This window comes from Paraburkholderia fungorum, from assembly GCF_046027605.1.
Taxonomy (GTDB): Bacteria; Pseudomonadota; Gammaproteobacteria; order Burkholderiales; family Burkholderiaceae; genus Paraburkholderia; species Paraburkholderia fungorum_F.
In genome coordinates, this window is record NZ_JAQQEF010000003.1 from 473,558 (window position 1) to 494,309 (window position 20,752).

At 60.7% G+C, this 20,752-nt stretch carries 16 protein-coding genes; 4 read left to right on the forward strand and 12 right to left on the reverse strand.

Features of this window, described 5'->3' with window-relative positions; all coding sequences use genetic code 11:
- Window positions 1-290 precede the first annotated feature (290 nt).
- A complete protein-coding gene (locus PQR53_RS08200) occupies window positions 291-914 on the forward strand; it encodes a cadmium resistance transporter (protein ID WP_408452187.1) in 624 nt (207 codons plus the stop codon).
- A 130-nt stretch (window positions 915-1,044) separates the two neighbouring features.
- Here PQR53_RS08200 and PQR53_RS08205 read toward each other — a convergent pair whose 3' ends face one another.
- Window positions 1,045-1,371 carry a hypothetical protein gene (locus PQR53_RS08205; protein ID WP_408452189.1) on the reverse strand — a complete coding sequence of 109 codons (327 nt, stop codon included), beginning with the start codon at window positions 1,369-1,371 and terminating at the stop codon, window positions 1,045-1,047.
- 423 nt (window positions 1,372-1,794) lie between these two features.
- On the opposite strand from PQR53_RS08205, the gene PQR53_RS08210 reads away from it, so the two are divergent.
- Window positions 1,795-2,673, forward strand: coding sequence for a class I SAM-dependent methyltransferase (locus PQR53_RS08210; protein ID WP_408452190.1), 879 nt, complete (start codon window positions 1,795-1,797; stop codon window positions 2,671-2,673).
- A gap of 366 nt (window positions 2,674-3,039) precedes the next feature.
- On the forward strand, window positions 3,040-4,758 hold the full coding sequence (gene leuA / locus PQR53_RS08215; protein WP_408452192.1) for a 2-isopropylmalate synthase: 1,719 nt from the start codon (window positions 3,040-3,042) through the stop codon (window positions 4,756-4,758).
- A gap of 313 nt (window positions 4,759-5,071) precedes the next feature.
- Here the strand turns inward: leuA and PQR53_RS08220 are convergent, their stop codons facing one another.
- The 8 genes from PQR53_RS08220 to PQR53_RS08255 all read right to left on the reverse strand — a co-directional run bounded on the left by PQR53_RS08220 (window position 5,072) and on the right by PQR53_RS08255 (window position 15,041).
- Entirely contained in the window at window positions 5,072-5,860 is a 789-nt protein-coding gene (locus PQR53_RS08220; protein WP_408452194.1) for an amino acid ABC transporter ATP-binding protein, read from the reverse strand.
- Entirely contained in the window at window positions 5,860-6,537 is a 678-nt protein-coding gene (locus tag PQR53_RS08225) for an amino acid ABC transporter permease (RefSeq protein WP_408452195.1), read from the reverse strand. The genes PQR53_RS08220 and PQR53_RS08225 overlap by 1 nt, the downstream gene beginning before the upstream one ends.
- 22 nt (window positions 6,538-6,559) lie before the next feature.
- Window positions 6,560-7,342: an amino acid ABC transporter substrate-binding protein gene (locus tag PQR53_RS08230; RefSeq protein ID WP_408452196.1), complete on the reverse strand. Its 783-nt coding sequence runs from the start codon at window positions 7,340-7,342 to the stop codon at window positions 6,560-6,562.
- 355 nt (window positions 7,343-7,697) lie between these two features.
- On the reverse strand, window positions 7,698-9,149 hold the full coding sequence (gene hydA, locus PQR53_RS08235) for a dihydropyrimidinase (protein ID WP_408452198.1): 1,452 nt from the start codon (window positions 9,147-9,149) through the stop codon (window positions 7,698-7,700).
- 96 nt (window positions 9,150-9,245) lie between these two features.
- Window positions 9,246-10,757: an NCS1 family nucleobase:cation symporter-1 gene (locus tag PQR53_RS08240; protein WP_408452200.1), complete on the reverse strand. Its 1,512-nt coding sequence runs from the start codon at window positions 10,755-10,757 to the stop codon at window positions 9,246-9,248.
- A gap of 124 nt (window positions 10,758-10,881) precedes the next feature.
- Window positions 10,882-12,222 (reverse strand): NAD-dependent dihydropyrimidine dehydrogenase subunit PreA, encoded by a 1,341-nt coding sequence (gene preA / locus PQR53_RS08245; protein WP_408452201.1) that lies wholly within the window; start codon window positions 12,220-12,222, stop codon window positions 10,882-10,884.
- Window positions 12,223-12,287: 65 nt separating this feature from the next.
- Window positions 12,288-13,637, reverse strand: coding sequence for an NAD(P)-dependent oxidoreductase (locus PQR53_RS08250; protein WP_408452203.1), 1,350 nt, complete (start codon window positions 13,635-13,637; stop codon window positions 12,288-12,290).
- A gap of 123 nt (window positions 13,638-13,760) precedes the next feature.
- On the reverse strand, window positions 13,761-15,041 hold the full coding sequence (locus PQR53_RS08255) for a Zn-dependent hydrolase (RefSeq protein ID WP_408452204.1): 1,281 nt from the start codon (window positions 15,039-15,041) through the stop codon (window positions 13,761-13,763).
- A 302-nt stretch (window positions 15,042-15,343) separates the two neighbouring features.
- On the opposite strand from PQR53_RS08255, the gene PQR53_RS08260 reads away from it, so the two are divergent.
- Window positions 15,344-16,108 (forward strand): TetR/AcrR family transcriptional regulator, encoded by a 765-nt coding sequence (locus PQR53_RS08260; RefSeq protein WP_408452206.1) that lies wholly within the window; start codon window positions 15,344-15,346, stop codon window positions 16,106-16,108.
- Window positions 16,109-16,194: 86 nt separating this feature from the next.
- Here the strand turns inward: PQR53_RS08260 and boxA are convergent, their stop codons facing one another.
- The 3 genes from boxA to boxC all read right to left on the reverse strand — a co-directional run bounded on the left by boxA (window position 16,195) and on the right by boxC (window position 20,693).
- Window positions 16,195-17,439, reverse strand: a complete 1,245-nt coding sequence (gene boxA, locus PQR53_RS08265) for a benzoyl-CoA 2,3-epoxidase subunit BoxA (RefSeq protein ID WP_408452208.1) — start codon at window positions 17,437-17,439, stop codon at window positions 16,195-16,197.
- 64 nt (window positions 17,440-17,503) lie between these two features.
- On the reverse strand, window positions 17,504-18,931 hold the full coding sequence (gene boxB, locus PQR53_RS08270; protein WP_408452210.1) for a benzoyl-CoA 2,3-epoxidase subunit BoxB: 1,428 nt from the start codon (window positions 18,929-18,931) through the stop codon (window positions 17,504-17,506).
- A 91-nt stretch (window positions 18,932-19,022) separates the two neighbouring features.
- Window positions 19,023-20,693 (reverse strand): 2,3-epoxybenzoyl-CoA dihydrolase, encoded by a 1,671-nt coding sequence (gene boxC / locus PQR53_RS08275; RefSeq protein WP_408452211.1) that lies wholly within the window; start codon window positions 20,691-20,693, stop codon window positions 19,023-19,025.
- Between the last annotated feature and the right edge of the window lie 59 nt (window positions 20,694-20,752).

Below are 20,752 nucleotides of genomic sequence, written 5' to 3' on the forward strand. Positions count from 1 at the left end.
GGCTTTGGCTTTGGCTCGGTCTCGGGCTCGGGCTTCGGCTCAGGCCGACGCCCGGGAAGCCGCAGACGCAGAACGAGCCCAGCCGGTACAGCACGGCACTGCGCGGTAAAGCGTTAAACCGCAGGACGCACACATCGCCTAAAAGACTGGGACACCGCTTGACCGCGACGCTCTGCATCGGCATCGTGTTGACCGGCCGCCATACCCTAGGCACTCCCACCTCTTCGGCTGGACCCGCGTCGAAGCGATATAGACCCGTTTTCCCACTGTGCAATAACCGCCTTTCCCGCATGTTCAACCTTGCCCTGCTCGCCGTCGCGGCTTACGTCGCGACCAATATCGACAACCTTTTCGTTTTGCTCGCATTCCTCGCGGAAGCGAGCGGCCAACGGCGTCGCGTGATCGCCGGGCAGTTTGCCGGTTCGCTGACCTTGATCGTGGGGTCGATTCTGCTCGCCGCGTTGTTGACGCGGTTACCCACCGGTTATGTCGGCCTGCTCGGCGTCTTGCCGATCGGCGTGAGTCTGAACAAAGCGTGGACGCGCTTTCGCCCAGGCAACGCGGATCAGGAGGAAGTGGCGCAGGCTGCGGCACGCGCGCGCGCCCAGGGAACCGACGCAGGCTCGTCATGGTGGACCGTCGCGTGCGTGGCGGTGGCCAATGGTTCCGACAATCTTGCCGTCTACGTGCCCTTGTACGCGAGTCATTCGCACAGCGAGGGCATGTTCATCTCGCTGGTGTTCGTCGCCATGATCGGCCTCTGGTGCGCTGGCGCGGTGTGGCTGGTGGACCATCCGTTGCTGGGCGCGCCGATCCGGCGCTACGGTACCGCGTTGCTGCCGCTGATCCTGTTGGCAATCGGCGTCTCGGTGATCGTGCAGAACGATACGCTGCGGATCGTGTTCGGCCTCTAATGAGCCCGGCGGGACAATCCGATGATCGTGTTAGCGGAACTCACGCTGGAACCGAAAAACGCGGTCCGTGCCAGGATGCGCTGCAGTCAGCGCGCGATGCGGCACGACCGGCCTTGGCCCGCGCGAATGCTCAATTTGCAGGCATTTGCGGCTGCACGTAAGTGCGCACGCCGGCGAGCGGCGAACCGTAACCACCCGACTGGGTGTTGTTCGGCATACCGTTGACCAGTTGCGCGCGCGGATCGGTCGGATTCAGATTCAGCTCGCCCGCCTGCTGGTTGCCGTGCGTCGGATATTCGCTGCCGCGCGCCGCGTTCGGCATCATCCGCGTACTATTTTGCGGCGCGTTGATGTCGTCCTGCACGCTCAGGCCCTGCGCGCCAGCCTGTGCGGCGACACCGCACGCAGCAGCGCACAGCAATATCGCCGCGACCCTCGACGTCAATGTTCGTTGCATACCTGCCTCCGGCAAAGTGAAATGAAAGGCGATCATGTCAGCGATTCCAATACGCGGGCCAGCGCGCTGACTGACGCTGAACACATTATTTATACGCGCCGCCGCGTCTTTCGGATTCGGCGAAAGCTGCGCCGCTTGCCTTAAATACGCCGCCCCTCATACGCCGCCCTTCGGATTCGGCTAAATCTGCGCCGCCGGCCCTAAATACGCCCCCCTTCGGATTCAGCTAAATCTTCCCCGCCGGCCTAAATACGCCCCCGTCTTTCAGACTCGGCTAAAGCCGTGCCGCCCGCTTCAAATTGGCAGAACTGCCGCAAACCGTGGCCCGCGCGAAGCATCCGAGACACCGAGGCACTTCAAATATCGCATGCGCATAAAGTTATCTCGATTGGCGATTTCTTTCCAAAGGGATCGCACCCGATAATGGGTGCCATGAACCTGCACCCCATTTCCCAAGCCCGCGCCTTGCGCTCCACGTTCGCAGCACTGAGCGCCACGCTGCTGCTGGCTGCGTGCGCCGCCCCAACCGCGTCGACCTCTTTTACAGCCACTGATTCAGCCTCGCTCGATGCCGCAATTTCCGGACCGCAGCGCAGCGACAAGAACCGAGCCCGCGACGTGTACCGCCATCCGAAGGAAACGCTGCAGTTCTTTGGCGTGAGGTCGTCGCAGACCGTGCTCGAGATCGCGCCCGGTGGCGGCTGGTACACGGAGATACTCGCGCCCTATTTGCACGACCACGGCAAACTGTACGAGGCGCAATACGACAGCCCGGACGCTGCGTCAGCCGCGGAGGAACAGGCTGGGCGGGCGTCATTCGCGCGCAAACTGGCGGCCACCCCGGCTGTCTATGGCAATGTGGTGGTCGGCACGTTGCAAGCGGGCCAATTCAGCGGCTTTCCGGCCGACGGCAGCGTCGACCAGGTACTGACCTTCCGCAATATCCACAACTGGATCAAGGACGGCCAGATCGACGCGAACCTGCGCGCCTTCTACACGGCGCTCAAACCGGGCGGCGTCCTCGGTGTCGAGGAACATCGCGCGGCGCCGGACACCTCCCTGCAACAGATCATCGACACCGGTTATGTGACCGAGGCCTATGTCATCGAACATGCGCGCGCCGCAGGTTTCGAGTTGCTCGGCGAAAGCGAGGTGAACAGCAATCCGCGCGACACGAAAAACTACCCGCACGGCGTGTGGTCATTGCCGCCCACGTACGAAGGCCACGACGTCGACCGGGCGAAATACGCGGCAATTGGCGAGTCGGATCGCATGACCTTGCGTTTCGTGAAACCAAAGTGACGGATACGACGGGCTCGGGTTTCAGTCCGTCCGCACCGGGATAAACCCTTCCGAACGGCCCGTTTTCGTGGCGGGAAAGCCCGCCGGAGAAAACACGGTGCGGATGAATTCGCCTCCCCGCGCTTGACGCCGTCTTAATAATATGTTCCTATTGCGCACTATGTACCGCGCCCAGACCATCCTATCGCTACTACTAGCCCGCTCTACCGGGCTAGGTCTGCTGCTGCGCGCTTCCATCTGATACACCCGAAGCACCGCTGAATTCCCCAGTAACTGACCCAGCCCCGGTTTCCGACCGGCGGCCATGCTTTTGTGTTTTCGTCGTCCGGTCCAAGCCCAAGCTGATCGATCCCAAGGATGATGAAAATGTTGAAGAACCCCGCTAGCAAATATCACTCGTTCAAGCCCATCAATTTGACGGACCGCCAGTGGCCGTCGCGCGTCATCACACGCGCGCCGATCTGGATGAGTACCGACTTGCGCGACGGCAACCAGGCGCTGTTCGAACCGATGAACGCGCAACGCAAGATGCGCATGTTCAAGACGCTGGTGCAGATCGGCTTCAAGGAAATCGAAGTCGCATTTCCGTCTGCCTCGCAGACCGACTTCAATTTCGTGCGTGAGCTGATCGAAGGCGGCCATATCCCCGACGACGTCACGATCGAAGTGTTGACGCAAGCTCGCGACGACCTGATCGAACGCACCTTCGAATCCTTGCGTGGCGCGCCGCGCGCTATCGTTCACCTGTACAACGCGACGGCGCCGGAATTCCGCCGCATTGTGTTCGGCCTCGAAAAGAGCGGCGTCAAGGAACTCGCGCAAAACGCCGCGCGCACGATGAAGCGTCTCGCCGACGCCACGCCGGAAACGCACTTCACGCTGCAATACAGCCCGGAAGTGTTCAGCGGTACCGAACTCGAATTCGCCAGGGAAGTATGCGACGCCGTGTTCGACATCTGGCAACCGACCCCCGAACACAAAGCGATCGTCAACTTGCCCGCTACCGTCGAAATGGCTACGCCGAATGTCTACGCGGACCAGATCGAATGGATGCACCGCAATCTCGCGCGTCGCGATTCGTTGATCGTTTCGGTCCATCCGCATAACGATCGGGGCACGGCTGTGGCTGCCGCGGAACTGGCGGTGATGGCGGGAGCGGATCGTGTCGAAGGGTGTTTGTTCGGCAATGGCGAACGGACCGGCAATGTCGACCTCGTGACCCTTGCGTTGAACCTGTACACGCAGGGTGTCGATCCTGAACTCGACTTTTCGAATATCAATGAAGTCGCGCGTACCGCCGAGGAATGCACGCAGTTGCCGGTGCATCCGCGTCATCCGTATGTCGGCGATCTGGTGTTCACCGCCTTCTCCGGCTCGCATCAGGATGCGATCAAGAAGGGGTTTGCCGTGCAGAAACCGGATGCCATTTGGGAAGTGCCTTATATGCCGATTGATCCGAGCGATCTCGGGCGGACTTATGACTCGGTGATCCGGGTGAATAGTCAGTCAGGCAAAGGTGGGATTGCCTATTTGCTCGAGCAGGGTTATGGCGTGGTGCTGCCGCGGCGCTTGCAGGTTGATTTCAGTTCTGCTGTGCAGCGGTTTACTGATTCCAGCGGGCAGGAAGTCACGCCTGCGCAGATCTGGGAATTGTTCCAGCAGGAGTATGTGCAGAATGCTGCGCCGATTCATTATGTTGCGCATAGTCTGTCTGAACGCGATGGGCGTGAGCATATCAAGCTCACCGTCGACATTAATGGCTCGCGGCGTGTTTTGAACGGGGAAGGGAATGGGCCGCTTGATGCGTTGATGCAGGCGATTGGCGCGCCTGTGCGGATTCAGCATTATGAGGAGCGGGCTTTGACTCAGGGTGCCGATGCTCGCGCTGTGGCTGTGGCTGAGATGGCTGGGGCGGATGTCGCTGGGAGCGCGTTTGGGGTTGGGGTCGATGCGAATCTGGTTACGGCTTCGATTCGGGCTGTTATTAGTGGGGTTAATCGCGCCTACGCGCGAGCCGATGCGGAGGCCCAAGGGCGGTTTTTTGAAGTCGCTCTTGCTGATGACGCGGAGCGTCTGGCTGTTTGAGGGCTTTGGGTTTTTGTTCTTGGCCTTTCCTTGAACTGACTTTTTGGCCTTTCCTTGAATTGATATTGGTGTATTAGCGTCGCCCCTGTGCGGGGCGGGCACCTACTTTTCTTTGCCTGCCGCAAAGAAAAGTAGGCAAAAGAAAGCGGCTCACACCGCTAGTTCTTAAGCGGGTCCCCCGCGCAGTCACGGTAGTGGTGCATCTGGAATCTGAGTTCTCGCACATTCGACGTAAGTGACAAGGGCGTCATACTTCCCGTCTCGCACTGCGTGCTCGACGGTAAGGTCTGCTCGCAAACAGTGGGGCTCTTTTCTACCCTCTCTCGGGTCCGCCCTGCTCCGTCCATGCGTCCGGCAAGCTGTGCGTCAACGTCGATACGAAACGCGCTGTCTCCGGTTCGCGCGGATTCATGAAAATGTCCCGCGATGGGCCCGCCTCTATCACCACGCCGTTGTGCAGAAAGACCACGTCTCGCGCAATCGTTGCGGCAAGCCGCAAATCATGGGTCGCCATCAACATCGTCATGCCTTCAGTGGCAAGCTGCTTCAGGACTTCCACTACTTCCGCGGCAAGTCCTGGGTCCAGCGCCGAGGTGGGTTCGTCGCATAGCAAGACCTCCGGTGAGGGTGCCAGCGCCCTCGCAATCGCTACGCGTTGCTGTTGGCCGCCAGATAGCGTCGAGGGCCATGCGTCCGCTTTGTGCGCGATGCCGACCTTCTCCAGTAATTCGTCCGCCCGGGCGCGCGCCTTTTCCTTGTCCCACTTCAGTACGGTTATCAAGCCTTCCATCACGTTCTGCCGTACCGTCAGATGCGGAAATAACTGGAAGTTCTGGAACACCATGCCAGTGCGGCGACGTATCGTCAGCACCGCCTCGCGCGATGGCTTGTGATCGCGGCTGAATTCGAGGCGCTGGTCGCCAAGTTCAAGTGAGCCGGACTCCGGGATTTCCAGCAGATTCACGCAGCGCAAAAGCGTGCTCTTGCCGCTGCCGGACGGACCAATCAGTGCAGTGACATTGCCCGACGCGAGTTGCAGGTCCACTGAATTCAGTACCCGATTCTCGCCGAAGTACTTGTCGATTTTTTCCAGTCGAATCATCAGTTGCCCGCCTGGAAAAGTGCGTGACGGCCGAACTTGCGCTCGAGCCGCACCTGCGCCGAAGACAACACCGAACTGAACACGAGATAAACCAGTGCGGCCTCGGTATAGAGAATCAACGGTTCATAAGTCACCGACGCAATCCGCTGCGCCGCCTGAAACACCTCCGGCACCGTCAGTACCGCGGCAAGCGAAGTGTCCTTCACCAAGGCAATGAACGAATTCGACAGCGGCGGCAGCGCGACGCGCGCCGCCTGCGGCAAGATCGCGCGGCGCAGTGCCTGTGAACGCGTCATCCCCATCGAATACGCCGCTTCCCACTGCCCTTTCGGTATCGACTCGATCACGCCGCGTATCACTTCCGAGTTATACGCGCCGACATTCAGCGAAAAACCGATAATCGCCGCCGTCAACGGATCGAGGACGATGCCGATGTTCGGCAACCCGTAGAAAATCACAAACAGTTGCACGAGTAGGGGCGAGCCGCGAAATAGCCACACATAGAAGCGTACGACCGCCACCGCCCACCTCGCCCCGAACAGCCGCACGAGCGCGACGATGAACGCCAGCGCAAGCCCGATCGCGAACGATATCAAGGTGAGCGGCACGGTGAATACGAGTCCCGCATACAACAGGGGCCACAGCGACTGCGCCATTAAATGCAACCATGCCGGCATGATTCAGACTCGCAGGTGACGCTTATTGGGAGACGTCTTTACCAAAGTACTTCTGCGAAATCTTCGCGTAAGTGCCGTCTTTCCTGATGTCGGCAAGCGCCTTATTGATTGCCGCCTGCAACTCCGGACTGCCCTTGCGGATCAACACCGCAGATTTGTCGCTGCTGTCGGCCGACGTATCAAGCGTGGCAATCTTCACCTTCGCATCCGGCTTGTGCTTCTTGAAGTCGAGGAACGACAGCGAATCGTTCACGGTCGCGTCGACACGGCCCGAAGTCAGCAGGTCGATCGATTCGTTGAAGCCCTGCACAGGAATCACTTCCGCGCCGTGCGCGGCCGCAATCTTGCCGAAGTTGCTGGTCAGCGTATTGGCCGACTTCTTGCCCTTCAGGTCGTCAAAAGTCTTGATCGTGGTGTTGTTCGAAGCCACGATCAGCGCCGCGTGCGAGGTGATGTACGGGTCCGAGAAATCATATTTCGCTTTGCGCGCGTCGGTCACGGCGACTTCATTGATCACCGCGTCGTAGCGATTCACATCGAGACCGGCGATCAGACCATCCCATTTGCCCTCGACGAATTGCGGCTTGACGCCCAGGCGCTGCGCAATCGCCGTGCCGATCTCGACGTCGAAGCCGGTCAGCTTGCCGGATTCATCGTGGTACGTGAACGGTGCATAGGTGCCTTCGGTGCCGATCTTGAACACGCCCGCGGACTTGATCTGCGCGAGTTCGTCGGCGGCGAATGCCGGGCTCAGGGTCACCGCTTGCAGCAGCGCGATCAGTAGAATGGAACGAATCGACTTCATCAGGTGGCTCCGTAAAGTTTGCTACGTCGGTTGCATGGTTTTGTGTGCGGCATTCCGCCGGCGCTCAGGCTCGGCAGAGTGGGCGGACTGTAGCAAACGGTCTGCGTTTTTACAAAGGATCAGGTTTCCAATCAATATGCGCATGCGTGCTAAGCGGACAGCCAAAGCATCTCATACAACGTTGAATCCGACTTTACAGCAGATATGACAGACGCGGCATGCATCGCACCATGGATCGCGTGCCGGGCGCCATCGGGGAAAACGCGGGAGGGTGTCGGGAGAGAGGCGCCACGGCGAACGCGTGGCCTTGAAAAGCGGACGGCCCTGCCAGACCGCCCGTCGGATTGCAAACGGCTTACCGTTCCACTGGATGCGGCTCCTTGCGCTTATTGGCAACCCGGATCGCGTCGAAGTAAGCCGGATTCGGCGGGCGCTTCAGATAGCGCCCCGCGCCACGCTCAGCCCGCAGCTCGCCGTCGGTCCACGCCAGTGCGCCGCGCGTAAGCGTATGCATTGCCACACCCTGTACCGTCATTCCTTCGAACACGTTGAAGTCGACTTTCTGATGATGCGTCTTGACCGAAATCGTTTTACTTGCCTTCGGATCCCACACCACCAGGTCGGCATCCGCGCCCACTTGTACCGCACCTTTACGCGGATACAGGTTGAAAATCTGCGCGGCGTTGGTCGACGTGATGCGCACGAATTCATTCGGCGTGAGACGGCCGGAATTCACGCCGTGATGCCAAAGCACCGCCATCCGATCTTCGACGCCTCCGCAGCCGTTCGGGATTTTTGTGAAATCCTCGCGACCCATGGCCTTCTGCGACGCACAGAACACGCAGTGGTCAGTCGCCGTAGTGTGTAGCTGACCCGCTTGCAGTCCGCGCCACAATGCCTCGCGATGCTCCGCGGAGCGGAACGGCGGGCTCATCACGTGCGCCGCCGCGCGAGTCCAGTCGGGATCGCGATACACCGCTTCGTCGATCACCAGATGGCCAGGCAGCACTTCACCGAACACCCGAAGGCCTTCACTGCGGGCGCGCGCAATCGCGTCGACCGCATCTTTCGCGGACACGTGAACGATATACACCGGCACACCCAGCACCTGGGCGATGCGGATCGCCCGATTGGCCGCCTCGCCCTCGACTTCCGGCGGCCGCGACAGCGGATGTGCCTCCGGACCCGTAAAGCCCTTTGCCAGCAACTGACGCTGCAACTGAAACACCAGTTCACCGTTTTCCGCATGCACGGTAGGCAGTGCGCCGAGTTCGAGCGAACGCGAGAAGCTGTTCACCAGCACTTCGTCATCGGCCATGATCGCGTTCTTGTAGGCCATAAAGTGCTTGAAACTCGATACGCCGTGTTCGTGCACCAGCGTGCCCATGTCGCGATAGACCGAATCGTCCCACCACGTCACCGCAACGTGAAAGCCATAGTCGGCCGAAGCCTTCTCGGCCCAGCCGCGCCACTCCTTGAAGGCCTCCATCAACGGTTGCTTCGGACTGGGAATCACGAAGTCGATGATGCTGGTCGTGCCGCCGGACAAACCCGCGGCCGTGCCCGTGTAGAAATCGTCGCTGGCCGTGGTGCCCATGAACGGCAATTCCATATGCGTGTGCGGATCGATGCCTCCGGGCATCACATACTGCCCGCCCGCATCGACGATCGTGGCGCCCGCCGGCGCCTCCAGGTCCGCGCCGATCTGCAGGATCGTGCCACCGTCCTGCTGGTCCGCACACAAGATGTCCGCACGATACGTGTTCTCCGCGTCGATAATCGTGCCGCCGCGAATCAGGGTCGTCATGTTGCCGCCTCCTTATGAACTGCTGGTTTCAGTGCTACGTACTTCATTCGCTTCATGGGTACGCTCATGCGTCCGCCCATGGATACGCTCATAAACTCATGCACTCGCCACGCGCGCGCTCGGTCCTTTGCTCAGCTTCATCCACGCGCTGTATACGATCGACGCCAGCGCGAGTCCGACGAACCATGCATACGTATAGAGCGTGTTGAAAATCGCCGGCACATTCGGGAACGATGCCGGAAACGCAGTGTGCAAAAAGCCCGGCAGATTCGGCAGCACGCCGATCACGAGCGCCACCACCGCGCCGATATTCCAGCCGCCGGTGTAGCTGTACTCGCCATGCTCGTCGAACAGTTCCCGCGGGTCGAGCCGGGTGCCGCGAATCAGGAAGTAGTCGACCATCAGAATGCCCGCCACCGGACCGAGCAACGCCGAATAGCCGACCAGCCACGTGAAAATATAGCCCTGCGTGGTAGCGAGAATCTTCCACGGCATCATCACAATGGCGATGGTCGCGGTAATCATGCCGCCGACGCGATATGAAATACCCTTTGGCCACAGGCTCGAAAAGTCATAAGCCGGGCCGACGAGATTCGCCGCGAGATTGCAGCACATCGTATCCAGCGTCAGGATGATCAACGCAAGGCCGACGCCAATGCCGGTCATGCGGCTCGTCAGGTCGATCGGGTCCCAGATCGCCTTGCCGTAGATCACCACGGTCGCCGACGTCACCACCACGGAAATCACCGAGAGCAACGCCATCGGAATCGGTAAGCCCACCGACTGGCCAATGATCTGATCACGCTGTGTTTTGGCAAAGCGTGTGAAGTCGGGAATATTCAGTGCAAGCGTCGCCCAGAAACCCACCATCGCCGTGAGACCGGGCCAGAAGGTCGCCCAGAACAGACCCTCCTTCTTGCCGCCCGCCACGAATTGCGACGGCGCCGACAGCATCGAGCCGAGTCCTCCCGCTTTCGAGGTCGCCCACCACACCAGCGCGATACACATCACGATCTTGATCGGCGCGGACCAGCTCTCGAGCCAGCGAATCGAATCGGTGCCATGCACGATGAAGTAGATCTGCAGCGCCCAGAACACGAGGAAACACGCGAGCTGCGTAAGCGAAATGTCGAGAAACGGCAAGGCCGCGCCGTGCAGCGCGTTGCCCGTCAGAATGTTCAGCAGCGTGTAGATCGCGCTGCCGCCAAGCCATGTCTGAATACCGTACCAGCCACACGCGACGATTGCCCGCAGCATTGCCGGCAATTTCGCGCCTTGCGTGCCGAAGGAAGAACGCACCAGCACCGCGTAGGGAATCCCGTGCTTCGCGCCCGCGTGACCGATCAGCAGCATCGGCACCAGCACGATCAGATTGCCGAGCAGCACCGTCGCCACCGCCTGCCACGGCGACATGCCCTCCTCCGTCAAACCAGCCGCAAGCATGTACGACGCAATGTTCATCACCATCCCGACCCAGAGCGCGGCAAAGTGATACCACCTCCACGTGCGCTGCGCGACGCCGGTCGGCGCGAGGTCATCGTTATAAAGACTGCTGCCCTGCGCGCCGGCCGCAAACTGCGGATCGACGGGTTGCGCTGTCTGCTTCATCGAAAGATCTCCACTGATCGTTGAGGCCTGCGCGGCTTCTGGTGGCGCGTCAGGTCTTGAGGGAACATTACAGCTTCAGTACAAGCGCTTCGCTTAGTTTTCTTTTCACCAGTCAGCTCATGTTTCAGGCTGCTTTTGCTGCATGTGCGTGCGCATGGACCGGCTCGGTGGCTTCAGCCGCGTCTGACGTCGCGCTTTCTCCGGCATTCACCCGTGCCGGGTTATTCGGATGCGTGGTCCAGTTCGCGTATTCACCGCTGTCCACCCGCTCCATCGTGATGCACTGCTCGACCGGGCACACGTGCATGCACAGATTGCAGCCGACACATTCGGAGTCCATCACTTCAAAATGCCGAACGCCATCTTTTTCTTTCATGATCGCCTGGTGAGCGGTGTCTTCGCAGGCGATATGGCACAGGCCGCACTGAATGCACTTGTCCTGATCGATGCGCGCCTTGATGTCGTATTTGAGGTTCAGGTACTTCCAGTCGGTGACGTTCGGCACGGCACGGCCGCGAATGTCGTCGAGCGTCGCGTAGCCTTTTTCGTCCATCCAGTTCGAGAGGCCATCCGCGAGGTCGGAGACGATACGGAATCCATAGTGCATCGCCGCCGTGCAGACCTGCACGCTGCCCGCGCCGAGCACCATGAATTCGGCCGCATCGCGCCAGGTCGAAATACCGCCAATGCCGGAAATCGGCAGATTCGGCGTTTCCACGTCGCGCGCAATTTCAGCCACCATGTTCAGCGCGATGGGCTTCACCGCCGGACCGCAATAGCCGCCGTGCGTGCCCTTGCCGTCGACCATCGGCAATGGCGACATCGCGTCGAGATCCACCGCGACGATCGAGTTGATGGTGTTGATCAGCGAAACGCCGTCCGCCCCGCCTTTATAAGCCGCGCGTGAACCCGTGCGAATGTCGCTGATATTCGGCGTGAGCTTGACGAGGCACGGCAGCTTCGTGCCTTCCTTGACCCAGCGCGTGACCATTTCCACATACTCGGGCACTTGCCCCACCGCGGCACCCATGCCACGTTCGCTCATGCCGTGCGGGCAGCCGAAATTCAGTTCGACCGCATCGGCGCCGGTGTCTTCGACGAGCGGCAAGATCCATTTCCAGTCGCGCTCGTTGCACGGCACCATCAGCGAGACGATCATCGCGCGGTCCGGCCAGTCGCGTTTGACCTGCGCGATTTCCTTGAGATTGACGTCGAGCGGACGGTCGGTGATCAGTTCGATGTTGTTCAGGCCCGCGATGCGCTGGCCGTTCCATTGCACCGCGCCATAGCGCGAGCTGACGTTCACCACATGCGGGTCGAGGCCCAGCGTCTTCCACACGACCCCGCCCCAGCCCGCTTCGAATGCGCGGTTCACGTTATAGGCTTTGTCGGTCGGCGGCGCGGAGGCGAGCCAGAAAGGATTCGGCGAGGTAATACCGGCAATCGTACAGCGCAGATCGGCCATGTTCGGCTCCTTGGGGACTGCTGTTTTATCGTGGTGTGATGCGTGGCTTAAGCGGCTTAATTGGCTTAAGCGGCTTTGACAGCCGTGCGGGCGAACTGGGCGTCAATCGCGGCGGCGGCAATCTTGCCGTCCTGCACCGCTTGTACCGTCAGATCGATTCCGCCTGTCGCCGCGCAATCGCCGCCTGCCCATACGCCCGGCAGCGAGGTTTGTCCGCTTGCATCGACCGCGATGCGGCTTCCGTCGAGCGTCAATAGTTCGCGCTCGAGTCCAACCGGCACCAGCGTCTGCCCGATTGCCTTGAGCACCATATCGGCTTCGACCACGAAGCGCTCCTGATTGCCATCGCTCGACGTGCGTTCGAATTCGACACCGGTGACCACGCCGCCGTCTCCGATCAAACGCATCGGCGTTGCGTGCGTGACAAGCGTGACGCCGTTGGTCTGCGCGAAATCGCGCTCGGCCCACGTCGCGCTCATCGATTCGACGCCGCGTCGATACACCATCGTCACCGACGTCGCACCGAGCTTGCGGCTTTGTACGGCAGCATCCACCGCCGTATTGCCGCCGCCGATCACGACGACCCGGCGGCCTACCGGCACGGTGCCGAAGTCGCTCGCGGTGCGCACCTGTTCGATGAAATCCACGGCGTTCATCACGCCGCTCAAACCCTCGCCTTCCATCGCCAAGGCGCGCACGCCCGTCAGACCGATCGCGAGGAACACCGCATCGTGCTGCTTGCGCAGCGCCTCGAGCTCCACGTCACGTCCAAGCGCCACGCCATGTTTGATCTCGATGCCGCCGATCGAACACAGCCACTCCACTTCGCGCTGCGCAAAATCGTCGACGGTTTTATAGGCAGCGATACCGTACTCGTTCAGACCACCCGCTTTCTCGTGGGCGTCATAGACGGTGACGTTATGCCCGGCTAGCGCGAGACGGTGCGCGCATGCGAGTCCGGCCGGTCCGGCGCCCACCACCGCGACATAGCGCCCCGTTTCAGCGGCGCGTTTGAACAGCGTCTCACCGCGCGCCATCGCCCAATCGGTTGCGTGACGTTGCAGCGCGCCGATCGCGACGGGCTTCGCATCCTGATGGTTGCGAACGCAAGCACCCTCGCACAGGATCTCGGTGGGACACACGCGCGCGCACATGCCGCCAAGCGGATTCGCCGACAGAATGTCGACGGCCGCGCCCTTCAGATTACCGTTGCCGATCTTGCGAATGAAACTCGGAATATCGATCTGCGTCGGACACGCGTTCACGCACGGCGCGTCGTAACAGTAGTGACAACGGCTCGCCGCCGCGGCTGCGGCACTTGTGTCGAGCAACGGCGCGATGTCGGAAAACTCGCACGAGAGTTGATCGGCCGATAGGCGCTGAGGCGCAATATCGCCGGTTTGCTTGATGGCCATACACGTTCCTTCTTCAATGTGAGGACGTAGCCGCTCCCGCCGGCCGCGCTGAAGCGGAGCCGGGACGGCATGTTTTATGGGCACTACAGTGCGGCTGATGAATCGACCGCCACCGCTAAAGCGTTATGAAACCGGCTCGCACGCTCGTCCGAGCATGGCATGCAAAAGGACGTTGGCGCCCGCCTCGATCCATTCAAAAGTGGCGTCCTCGATCTCGTTGTGGCTGATCCCGTCCACGCACGGCACGAACACCATCGAGGTCGGCGCGACTTGCGACAGATAGCAGGCGTCGTGTCCCGCACCGGACACCATGTTGCGATGGGGATAGCCGAAGCGCTCGGCCGCGGCGCGTACGGACGTCACGCAGGCCTCGTCGAAAGCGACGGGCGCGTAGTAAAAGATCTGCTCGAGTTCGGTTTCCAGACCAATACCGCTCGCGATATCCGCCACGCCTTGACGCAATGCGGCATCCATCTTCGCGAGCACGGCATCATCCGGATGACGGAAATCGACGGTGAAGAACACGCGGCCTGGAATCACATTGCGTGAGTTCGGATAGACCTGCATCATGCCAACCGTCGCGCAGCCGAACGGCGCGTTATCCAGCCCGATGCGATTGACCAGATCCACCACGCGGGCCGCGCCGAGCAATGCATCGCGACGCCTTGGCATCGGTGTCGGCCCCGCATGTGCCTCTTGCCCGGTCAGCGTGATTTCGTACCAGCGCTGACCTTGCGCGTCGGTCACCACGCCAATGGTTTTCTGCTCGGCTTCGAGAATCGGCCCTTGCTCGATATGCAGTTCAAACGCGGCGTGTAGCGGGCGGCCACCGCAAGGCAGATCGCCTGCATAGCCGATGCGCTTGAGTTCTTCGCCGATGGTCTTGCCGTCCACGTCCTTGCGCGAGAGCCCGTAGTCAAGCGTGAAGACGCCTGCGAACACACCTGAGGCCACCATTGCCGGCGCGAAGCGCGAGCCTTCCTCGTTGGTCCAGATCACCACTTCAACCGGATGCTCGGTCTCGATGTCGTGATCGTTCAGACTGCGGATCACTTCGAGTCCGCCGAGCACGCCGTAGATACCGTCAAAGCGGCCGCCGGTCGGCTGCGAGTCCGCGTGCGAACCGGTCATGACCGGCAGCGCATCGGGATTGCGCCCGGCGCGGCGCATGAATACATTGCCCATCTGATCGACACTGACCGTACAACCCGCTTCCTTCGCCCAACTGACGATCAGGTCGCGCCCCTCCTTGTCGAGGTCGGTCAGCGCCAGCCGGCAGACGCCGCCTTTGGGCGTCGCGCCGATCTTCGCCATCGTCATCAGGCTGTCCCACAGCCGCTTGCCGTCGACCTTGATCGACGTAGCGGGTTCCGCGTGTTTCAGTGCTTCGGATACCGCGTTCATTCGTCTCGCTCCTTTCGATGAACCGACATGAAACTGGTGCATGGGCGGCGGGTTTTGGGGCGTGGCCGCACGGCGGCGGTGCACACTCGATGCCTTGGATCGCCTCTTCATCAGAGGGCAAACCCTGGGGCATCGCCCGCTCTCTCAATCCTGTCCAGTTGGACAGGTTGTAGACGATTAAGCCCGCCAAATCAATGCTTTTCGTACGGCGGGATACATAGCGAGAAGCGTGCCATTGCACTGCAGCACGCTTTTTTCACGCGCTTCGAATGCGCGTGTTTATCCGCGCCCGAACGACTAGAATGAAGCGCGACGCGGCACGCATGCCGATGAAGGCCAACATGAGAGACGACAACGTGGCTGCCGACATCACGGAAAACAACGAGACCAGGGACGAAACTCGCGCGCCTTTGCGGCGGCGCAAGGCGCACATTCGCGAGTCGAATGAAGCGCATTTATTGGCGTGTGCCGAAGCGGTATTCGCGGAACGAGGACTCGACGGAACCAGTACGGCGATGATCGCGGAACGTGCAGGCTTACCGAAAGCCAACCTGCATTACTACTTCCCGACAAAGCTCGCGTTGTACCGGCGCGTGCTGGAAGATCTGTTCGAAGACTGGCATCGCGCGGCGGACACCTTCGAATGCAGCGACGATCCGGTCGAGGCGATCGGCGGATACGTACGCGCGAAAATGGAATTGTCGCGCCGCCGGCCATTAGGCTCGAAAGTGTGGGCGAGCGAGATCATTCACGGCGCCGAGCATATGGAGGACATTCTCACGGGGCGGGTGAAGCCGTGGCTGGATAGCCGGGTGAAAGTGATCGACGACTGGATCGCACGCGGGTTGCTGGCGCCGGTGAACGCGCAAACGCTGATGTACATGATCTGGGCAACCACCCAGCATTACGCCGACTTCGACGCGCAGATTCGCGCGCTCAAAGGCGAACGCGCGCTGACGCAGAAGGCGTTCGAGGCAACCACTGAGGAAGTCGTGCAGCTGGTGATCCGGGCGTGCGGAGCGGTATCGCCTGCACAGCACGAGGATGGCGTGGACCCGTCGAGATAAAAAACAAAAAAAGCCCGGCGGCGCTTTTTAACCGCAGCCGGGCTTTCGCACTATTGCGTGATACCTCTCGCTCGATGCCTGGTGATTCAGTACGTCTCCAGATGCAAGCGCCCTTCCCGTTTCAGCTTCATCCATAACGCGTCCCAGTCGAGCTGGTGCTGTTCGCCGATTTCCCTGAGTGCCTGCAGTACACCGTCTTCCATACCCTTCAACCCGCACACGTAGATATGCGTGTTATCGTCCTTTAGCATGTGCGCGACGTCGACCGCGCGCTCACGCATCGCGTCCTGCACGTAGCGCTTGGGCTGACCCTGCGTGCGCGAAAATGCCAGATTTGTATCGATGAAATCCTTCGGCAGATTCGTAAGCGGCCCGAAGTACGGCAACTCTTCTTTCGTGCGCGCGCCGAAAAACAGCATCAGCTTGCCGGTCGCGCCCTTCAGACGACGCCGCCTGCGATACTCGGTCATCGCGCGCATCGGCGCTGAACCGGTGCCGGTGCAGATCATCAGCAAATGCGAGTTCGGATGATTCGGCATCAGGAACGTGCCGCCGAACGGGCCGATCACATTGACCACGTCGCCCTTCTTCAGATCGCACAGATAATTCGAGCAGACTCCATCGAGCGCGTCGCCGTGCTGCTGGGAAACGCGCTTCACGGTGAGAGAAACGTTGTTATAGCCGGGCCGTTCACCATCGCGTGGACTCGCAATCGAATACTGCCGCGCGTGATGCGTGCGGCCGTCGGCGGTCGCTCCCGGCGGCAGGATGCCGATCGACTGGCCCTCCAGCACAGGAAAAGGCATCGAACCGAAATCGAGCACGATGTGATGGATGTCGCTATCCGTCGAGCCGTCGGTAAGACGGTAGTTGCCGACCACCGTCGCGGTAGTCGGCGCCTTGTGCGTATAAAGATTCACGTACGGTTTCGCGGCGGACCACGGCGGCACAACCGAGCCGCGCACGGTATCGACTTCAATACCGCTCGCGTCCACTGGTGAATCGCCCGACGCCCCCGCCGCTGCTGCGGCATCTTCCGCCGCAGGCACGGCCATTGTGTTCTGCTCAGGCAGCACGTCCCATTTGAACTGCTCGTCGATAGGATACGCGTCGGCCTTCAGCACGGTGCGCCAGTTATCGATCGCACCGGTCGGACACGGCGGCACGCATGCCATGCAGCCGTTGCAGACCTCCGCCTTGACCACGTAATTGTTCTCGTCGTGCGTGATCGCATCGACCGGGCAAGTCTCTTCGCAGGTATTGCAGCGAATGCAGATTTCCGGATCGATCAGATGCTGTCTCAGGACTTCGATCGATACTGGGCCGTTCATGACTTCCTCCACCTATATTCGCGCGGATACGACGCCGCACGCCACACATTTTCAATCGCCGTACTCAGTTGAAGCGCACGTATTCGAAGTCAACCGGCTGACGATTCACGCCCATTGCCGGCGGCGCGATCCAGTTCGCAAACTTGCCGGGTTCCGTGACCGGGCCCATCAGCGAAGCGACATAGGCGCGGTCTTCCGGCGAAGCGAGCCACTTCGCCTCATTGGCCGCCCATTCGGTCTCACTGATCACACGGCCGTCCGGCGAAACACGGGTGTTCGCAAACGTGCCGATCTGCCGGTTGAACGCCTTATGCGGCACCGTCATGCGGAAATCGATACCGGCCTTTTCAAGTACCTTGTTCCAGCGGCCGACACCCGCCACCGAATCCTTGATGTAGTCATCGCGCAGCACTTCATTCATGGCGTTGAGCATCGGCACTTCGCGCTCGACCAGCTTGCCGTCCTGCACGTCGAGCAGCTTGTAGCTCTGGCCGTTCAATTGATGATCGTCGTCGCGCTTATTCTCTTCGTAGCGGCCCTTCAGGCCCGAGCTATAGAACGTGGCGGCGTTGGACGAATGATCGGCGCCGAACAGGTCGATCGTCACCGAGTAGTGGAAGTTCAGATAACGCTGGATGGTCGGCAAATCGATCACGCCGGCCGCGCGAATCTTCGCGACGTCGTCCGTGCCCAGTTCATTCATCACCTGCGCAGTACGCTGGATCACGCGCGACACGCCCGATTCGCCGACGAACATGTGATGCGCTTCTTCAGTCAGCATGAACTTCGTGGTACGCGCAAGCGGATCGAAGCCCGACTCGGCGAGCGCCGACAACTGGAACTTGCCGTCGCGGTCGGTGAAGTAGGTAAACATATAGAACGCGAGCCAGTCCGGCGTTTTCTCGTTGAAGGCTCCGAGAATGCGCGGATTGTCTTCGTCGCCCGAACGGCGGCCAAGCAATGCTTCGGCTTCCTCACGTCCATCGCGGCCGAAGTAGCGATGCAGCAGATACACCATCGCCCACAGGTGGCGGCCTTCTTCCACGTTCACCTGAAACAGGTTGCGCAGGTCGTACATGGAAGGCGCCGTCAGGCCAAGATGCCGTTGCTGCTCGACCGAAGCCGGCTCCGTATCGCCTTGCGTCACAATGATGCGGCGCAGATTCGCGCGATGCTCGCCAGGCACGTCCTGCCATGCAGCCTCACCCTTGTGTTCGCCGAAATGGATCTTGCGGTCCTGCTCGCCAGGCGTGAGGAAAATGCCCCAGCGATAGTCCGGCATTTTCACGTGATCGAAATGCGCCCAGCCGCCCGCGTCGACGCTCACCGCCGTGCGCAGATACACGTCATAGCCATGCGAGCCTTCGGGGCCCATATCGCCCCACCACGACAGAAAATTCGGCTGCCATTGTTCGAGCGCGCGTTGCAATGCGCGGTCGTCGGCGAGATTGACGTTGTTCGGAATCTTTTCGCTGTAGTTGATCGTAGACATGGTCGGTATCCTGGTCGGAATGCGGTGCTTAAGTATGAGAAGCGCGTAGCGGGCAAGGAGCGTTGCTTTCAGTCGCGTCGCTCGAGAAACATCACACGCGCGAAACGTCGAATTGCGCCTTGCTGCCCTTGCCGTACACCTTGAGCGCGCCCTTCTCGCCCACTGCGTTCGGCCGGTTGAAGATCCAGTTCTGCCATGCGGTGAGACGCCCGAAGATACGCGTTTCCATCGTTTCCGGGCCGTTGAAGCGCAGATTCGCTTCGAGACCGGTCAATGCATCCGGCGACATGGCCGCGCGTTCTTCCAGCGCGATGCGGATTTCGTCTGCCCAATCGATATCGTCGGGCGACGCGGTAACAAGGCCCAAACGCTCCGCTTCAACTGGCTTGATCGGCTGGCCGATTTTTGAGCGCACCGCGTCGAGCGGGTCGGCTTCTTCATAGAAGCGGCGAGCGAGGCGCGATTGATGCGTGACCATCGGATAGAGACCGAAGTTGACTTCCGAGAGCGTGATCGCCGGTTCTTCGTCTTCGTTGCTCGGCAGTGCCGCCATATAGCTGCGATCGCAGGCGAACGCGAGTTCCGCGAAGGTGCCCGCAAAGCATGAACCCGGCTCGATCAGCGCGAACAGCGAACGCGATGACACGTCGATACGCGCCAGCGTGCGGCGCAACAGGCCGATGGTCTCGCGTACGAACCAATGATCCTTGTGCTGCATCAGCGTGGCGTCGGCGGCAAGCAGGTTACGGGCATCGCCTTCGGTCTTGAAGACCCAGGTACCGACTTCGAGCTCGTTGGTGCGCATCGACAGAATCGCGTCGTCGAGTTCGCGGGCAAACTGCAGCGGCCACCAGCTCGTACCGGCGGCGACGATCGCGTCGATCTCCGTGGGTTGTCCGGCTTGCGGGGCTTTCGCGGTAAAGGTGGCAATGCGTTTCGCACGATCGATCGTGATGTCGAGCGTTTTATAAGTCAGGCCGTCTTCACGGTCGGTGCGTTCGATACGCGTGAGCATCACGCCTTGCGCGTCCGACGGGCGATCGCTTTGTTCGGCGAGTTCGAGCGCGCGTGCCTGAATCGTCTGATCGAACTGATTCGGCTTCACGACTTCATCCACCAGCCGCCATGCCTTCGCCCGTTCACCGCGAACGCCTTCCACCACCGTACAGAAGATGTCCGCACGATCGTGACGCACCTTGCGTTTATCGGTGACGCGCGTCAGGCCGCCCGTGCCCGGCAGCACGCCCAGCAGCGGCACTTCAGGCAGCGACACCGACGACGAGCGGTCATCCACCAGATAGATTTCGTCGCAAGCGAGCGCGAGTTCATAACCGCCACCGGCGCATGCCCCGTTCACGGCAGCGAGAAACTTCAGACCTGAATGACGCGACGAGTCTTCGAGACCGTTGCGTGTTTCGTTGGTGAACTTGCAGAAGTTGACCTTCCACGCATGCGTCGACAGACCCAGCATGAAGATGTTCGCGCCCGAGCAGAACACGCGGTCCTTCAGGCTCGTCAGCACCACCGTTCTGACTTCGGGATGCTCGAAGCGGATGCGCTGTATCGCGTCGTGCAGTTCGATGTCGACACCGAGGTCGTATGAATTCAGCTTCAGCTTGTAGCCGTCACGGATGCCACCGTCCTCGGCGATGTCGATGCCGAGGGTCGCAACGGGACCGTTGAAACTCAGCTTCCAATGCTTGTACTGCGAGGGATCGGTGCGGTAGTCGACCGGCGCGATTGCGGTTTCTGCTGTGGACATGGGGCGTCTCCTGACTGGACGAGGCAAAACCTGTTTTTGAACAATAGTGCATCGTCAAA